Origin of the sequence: Burkholderia sp. Ac-20392, from assembly GCF_017104585.1 — a bacterium.
GTDB lineage: Bacteria > Pseudomonadota > Gammaproteobacteria > Burkholderiales > Burkholderiaceae > Burkholderia > Burkholderia lata.
Genome location: NZ_JAAGPB010000533.1, coordinates 1 through 5392, shown reverse-complemented (window position 1 = coordinate 5392; position 5392 = coordinate 1). Strand labels below are relative to the sequence as shown.

Genomic DNA, 5392 nt, shown 5'->3' with positions numbered 1-5392 from the left:
CCGACGATCGCGAGATGACGCGCGTCGCGCGGTGCGAGGCAGTCGACCGCGAGCGCGGTCGTGCCGGCCGTGCGCTCGACGGTCAGCAGCCCTGCGTCGCACCACATCAGCGGCTGGCCCGTGCGCATCGACATCAGCGCGGTCCACGCAGTGACGATCGGCTTGCCGCCCGTCACGACATACGGCGACAGCTTCGCGCCGAATACCTGCGCATCGGCGAGCGCGCCGAGATACGTGATGAAGTCGCCGGCCTGGTCGGGAAACAGCGTGAGCGTTTGCGGCGGCTGCACCGCGCGCGTCGCGGCGAGCGACGCGAACATGTTGCGCAACGTGCCGAGCACGTCGAGCGACGGCAGGGCCGCGCGCACCGCGGCTTCGTCGACGGTCAGCGGCAGGGTCGGGGCGGTTTGCGTCATGGGGACATCTCCGGTCGGGGCTGGACAGGACCGTCTCGATCGACGGCGTCCGGCGGTGTTCGTGATGGACGAAAAGTCTAATATAGACAATCAAAATCGGGAGAATTTTTCTTTTCGAGACTTCGTGTCGTCGCGCGATTCGAAAAAAACGCCGGTAAATCAAAGGCATTCATGTTGGGTGGCGAATTTTGGACGTCGCGCATCGGGGCACGATTCTCGTATCCCCTATAGTCTATAGTAGACTTTGAGTCTATATTTCGCGTGCAGGACACGACGCGTCGCCGCGTGGCGGCCATCTGCTTCGAATGCCGATCCGGCGCCCGGCCGGGGCCGTCGTGTACCGATCTTCATCGCCTCAATCCGGAACGGAAGGACCGTCATGAACTGGAAGCTCTCCCTTTGCGCCGCTGCGGCGCTTGCCTGCGCGGCCGTCACGGCCCATGCGGAACAGACCACGTTGCGCTTCGGGATCGAAGCCGCCTATCCGCCGTTCGAGAGCAAGACGCCGGCCGGCCAGCTGCAGGGTTTCGACGTCGACATCGGCAACGCGGTGTGCGCGAAGCTGAACATGAAATGCGTGTGGGTCGAGAATTCGTTCGACGGCCTGATCCCGGCGCTGCAGGCGCGCAAGTTCGACGCGATCAACTCGGCGATGAACATCACGTCGAAGCGCCGGCAGAGCATCGACTTCACGCCGGCGATCTACGTGGTGCCGATCGTGATGATCGCCAAGCACGGTTCGCCGCTGCGGCCCGACGTCGCGAGCCTGCGCGGCAAGCACGTCGGCGTGCTGCAGGGCTCGTCGCAGGAGGATTTCCTGAAGGCGCACTGGGCCACTGCGGGCGTGGCCGTCGTGTCGTACCAGGATCAGGACCAGATCTACGCCGATCTCGTCGCGGGGCGTCTCGACGCGGCCGTGCAGGAAGCGCAGACCGCGCAGGACGGTTTCCTCGACAAGCCGGCCGGCCGCGACTACCAGATCGTCGGCGAGCCGCTGAAGGATCCGGCGACGCTCGGCGAAGGCACGGGTTTCGGGATGCGCAAGAACGACAAGGCGCTGCAGGCGAAGATCGTCGGCGCGCTCGACGCGCTGAAGAAGGACGGCACGCTCAGCGCGCTGTCGCAGAAGTACTTCAAGCGCGACATCGTCGCGAAGTAATCACCACCGTGCGCCGGCCGCCGCGCCGGCGCGTGTCGCATCGAATCTCGACGCAGTACGGGGAACCATGGATTTCGACGTCATCGTTCTGGGGGCCGGCATCGTCGGCGTGTCGTCGGCGCTGCATCTGCAGGATCGCGGGCTGCGCGTCGCGCTGGTCGACCGGCGTGCGCCCGGCGAGGAAACGAGCCACGGCAATGCGGGGCTGATCGAGCGCTCGTCGGTCGTGCCGTACGCGTTTCCACGCCGGCTCGGCACGCTGCTGCGCTATGCGCGCAACCGCTCGGTCGATCTCTACTGGGACTACCGTGCGTTGCCCGCCTATGCGGGCTGGCTCGCGCGCTTCTGGCGCGAATCGTCGCCGCAGCGGCTCGCGGCCGCCGCGCGCGACCTGTTGCCGCTCGTCGCGGCGAGCGTCGTGGAGCACGACGCGCTGCTCGCGCGCACCGATGCCCAGCCGCTCGTGCACGACGGCGGGTGGATCGAGGCGTTCCGCTCGCCCGCGCTGTTCGATGCGGAAACCCGCGCGCAGCAGCGCGTGGCCGACGCGCACGGGCTGCGGATGACCGTGCTCGACGCACGTGCGTTGCGGGCGCGCGAGCCCGGCGTCAGCGACGCGTTCTGCGGCGCATTCCACTGGCAGGACCCGAAGACCGTGTCGAGCCCGGGCGGGCTGACCAAGGCCTACGCGCGGCTGTTCGAGCGCGACGGCGGCACGTTCGCGCTTGGCGATGCCAGGACGCTCGTGCAGGTGGATGGCGGCTGGCAGGTCGGGTCCGAACACGGGCCGATTTCGGCACGCTCGGCCGTGGTTGCGCTCGGGCCGTGGTCCGATCACGTCTTCGCGCCGCTCGGCTACCGGATTCCGCTGCGCGCGAAGCGCGGCTACCACATGCATTACCGGCCGACGCGCGCGCCGTTGAACGTGCCCGTGTGCGATACCGAGGAAGGTTTCGTCGTCGCGCCGATGGAAGGCGGCCGTCTGCGGCTCACGACCGGCGTCGAGATTGCGCTGCGCGGCGCACCGCCGACCGGCGTGCAGCTCGCGCGCGCCGAGCCGCTGGCACGCGATGCGTTCGGCATCGGCGAGCGGCTCGATCCCGAGCCGTGGCTCGGGATGCGGCCGTGCACGCCCGACATGCGCCCGGTGATCGGGCCCGCGCCTCGCCATCGCCACCTGTGGTTCGCGTTCGGCCATTGTCATCACGGGCTCACGCTCGGCCCCGCAACCGGACGCCTGCTCGCCGAAATGATGACGGGCGCACCGACCTACATCGATCCCCATCCGTACCGCCCCGCGCGCTTCGGCTGATCCGGCGGCGCGCGCGGCGTCGTGCGCGCCGGCCTTCACAATGTTTCAGTCTGCTATCCGAATTACCGGAAATCACGCAATCGGAAATGATCTGCGTAATCGGCAAGAAAGATAATCGCGAAATAAAGAAAATCAGCAAATCGGCGATTTATCAATGCATTTTCATATTGCTGAAATGCGTAATGGGCCGCTGCTCATGACGGGGTAGTGCGCCGTCTCGGCGGGTGTTCCCGTGTTACGCGGAATGTACCGGAACACGTTACCACGGGGCTCGCAAACGTTACGTTACATCCGTGTTCCGTCGACCTTTTTCATCAGACGATTCCGGCGTCCGGACCATGCATTTCGTCTGAAATAGATTAAAAAAGGCGTTATTGCCCGTCAATAGGCAGACGAATCAATCCCGTTTTTGGAATTGGCACACTTCGTGCAATCCGTCCCCATGCTTAATCAACGTTGTGCCAACCGAGATGGGGAAAATAAAGATGGGACACAATCTGAAATTGACGGGTGTGGCGCTGTCGGTCGCGACGGTGTTCGGGGTACTGGCTTCGGGTTCCGCGATGGCGGGGGCCCTTGATGTGCTGCCGATTCCGCAAGTAATCGTCAACCCGCCGACGAACAGCGTGTCGGTCGGGTTGGTCGCGACGGGTACGTCGCCGCTGGGCTCGGTCACCGTGGCGGCAGGCGGGGCGGGCGCGATCCAGACGTCGCTTGGCGACCCCGGCCAGGTGCTGTCGGGCGCCGTGGGGGCGGTGACGGGCGCACTCGGCGGTGGCGGCGGCACGGTACAGCCGCTCGCGCCGGTCCAGGGCGTGCTGAATCAGGTGACGGGTGCGCTGAGCGGCGGCAACCCGGCGGGTGCGTTGACCGGTGCGCTGAATACGGCGACGGGGACGCTGAGCAATGCGGTTGGCACGGTAACGGGGGCACTGGGTAATGTCGGCGGCGGGTCGAACCCGCTGGCGCCGGTTCAAGGTGTCGTCAATCAAGTCACGGGTGCACTCGGTGGCGGCAACCCGGCTGGTGCGTTGACGGGTGCGCTTGGCACGGTCACGGGTGCGCTGGGTGGTATCGGCGGTGGTTCGAACCCGCTGGCGCCGGTTCAAGGCGTGGTGAATCAAGTGACGGGCGCGCTTGGTAGCGGCAACCCGGCAGGTGCATTGACCGGCGCACTCGGCACGGTCACGGGCGCACTGGGCGGTATCGGTGGCGGCTCGAGCCCGCTGGCGCCGGTTCAAGGCGTGGTGAATCAAGTGACGGGTGCGCTTGGTGGCGGTAACCCGGCAGGTGCATTGACCGGCGCACTTGGCACGGTGACGGGCGCACTGGGTGGTATCGGTGGCGGCTCGAATCCGTTGGCGCCGGTTCAAGGCGTGGTCAATCAAGTCACGGGTGCGCTCGGTAGCGGTAACCCGGCTGGCGCGCTGACTGGCGCACTCGGCACGGTGACGGGCGCACTGGGCGGTATCGGCGGCGGCTCGAATCCGTTGGCGCCGGTTCAAGGTGTCGTGAATCAAGTCACGGGCGCGCTCGGCAGCGGCAACCCGGCTGGCGCACTGACTGGCGCACTCGGCACGGTGACGGGCGCACTGGGCGGTATCGGTGGCGGCTCGAATCCGTTGGCGCCGGTTCAAGGTGTCGTGAATCAAGTCACGGGCGCGCTCGGCAGCGGCAACCCGGCAGGCGCACTGACCGGTGCACTCGGCACGGTGACCGGCGCGCTGGGTAATGTCGGCGGCGGTTCGTACCCGCTGGGGGCGGTTCAAGGCGTCGTCAATCAAGTCACGACGGCCCTCAATAACGGCAACCCGGCTAGTGCATTGACGGGCGCACTCGGTACGGTGGCGGGTGAACTCGGTGCGGGCAATCCGGCAGGCACGGTGACGGGTGCGATCGGCAACGTGACCGGGGCACTGGGCGCATTGGGCGCCATCGGTGGCGGTGCGGATCCGCTGGCGCCGGTCCAGGGCGTCGTGAACCAAGTGACGGGCGCGCTCGGCAGCGGCAACCCGGCCGGCGCACTGACCGGCGCACTCGGCACGGTCACGGGCGCACTGGGTGGTATCGGTGGCGGCTCGAACCCGCTGGCACCGGTGCAAGGCGTCGTGAATCAAGTGACGGGCGCGCTCGGCAGCGGCAACCCGGCCGGCGCACTGACCGGCGCACTCGGCACGGTCACGGGCGCATTGGGCGGCATCGGCGGTGGTTCGAACCCGCTGGCGCCGGTCCAGGGCGTCGTGAATCAAGTGACGGGCGCGCTCGGCAGCGGTAACCCGGCCGGTGCACTGACTGGCGCACTCGGCACGGTCACGGGCGCATTGGGCGGCATCGGCGGTGGTTCGAACCCGCTGGCACCGGTGCAAGGCGTTGTGAACCAAGTGACGGGCGCGCTCGGCAGCGGCAACCCGGCCGGCGCACTGACCGGCGCACTCGGCACGGTCACGGGCGCATTGGGCGGCATCGGCGGTGGTTCGAACCCGCTGGCGCCGGTCCAGGGCGTCG

Annotated in this window: 3 protein-coding genes and 1 pseudogene; 3 read left to right on the top strand and 1 reads right to left on the bottom strand. The window is 67.5% G+C overall.

Features of this window, described 5'->3' with window-relative positions; translation table 11 throughout:
- Positions 1-416: pseudogene (locus G3N99_RS33885) on the bottom strand (ornithine cyclodeaminase family protein); the annotation flags it as partial.
- A gap of 379 nt (positions 417-795) precedes the next feature.
- On the opposite strand from G3N99_RS33885, the gene G3N99_RS33880 reads away from it, so the two are divergent.
- The 3 genes from G3N99_RS33880 to G3N99_RS33870 form a co-directional block, all read left to right on the top strand.
- Positions 796-1575: an ABC transporter substrate-binding protein gene (locus tag G3N99_RS33880; RefSeq protein ID WP_174931072.1), complete on the top strand. Its 780-nt coding sequence runs from the start codon at positions 796-798 to the stop codon at positions 1573-1575.
- A gap of 67 nt (positions 1576-1642) precedes the next feature.
- The gene (locus tag G3N99_RS33875) at positions 1643-2887 is read left to right on the top strand and encodes an FAD-dependent oxidoreductase (protein WP_206124548.1); all 1245 of its coding nucleotides are present in this window, start codon (positions 1643-1645) and stop codon (positions 2885-2887) included.
- A gap of 485 nt (positions 2888-3372) precedes the next feature.
- Positions 3373-5392 (top strand): hypothetical protein (locus G3N99_RS33870; protein ID WP_206124547.1); only part of this gene is annotated, 2020 nt, incomplete at its 3' end.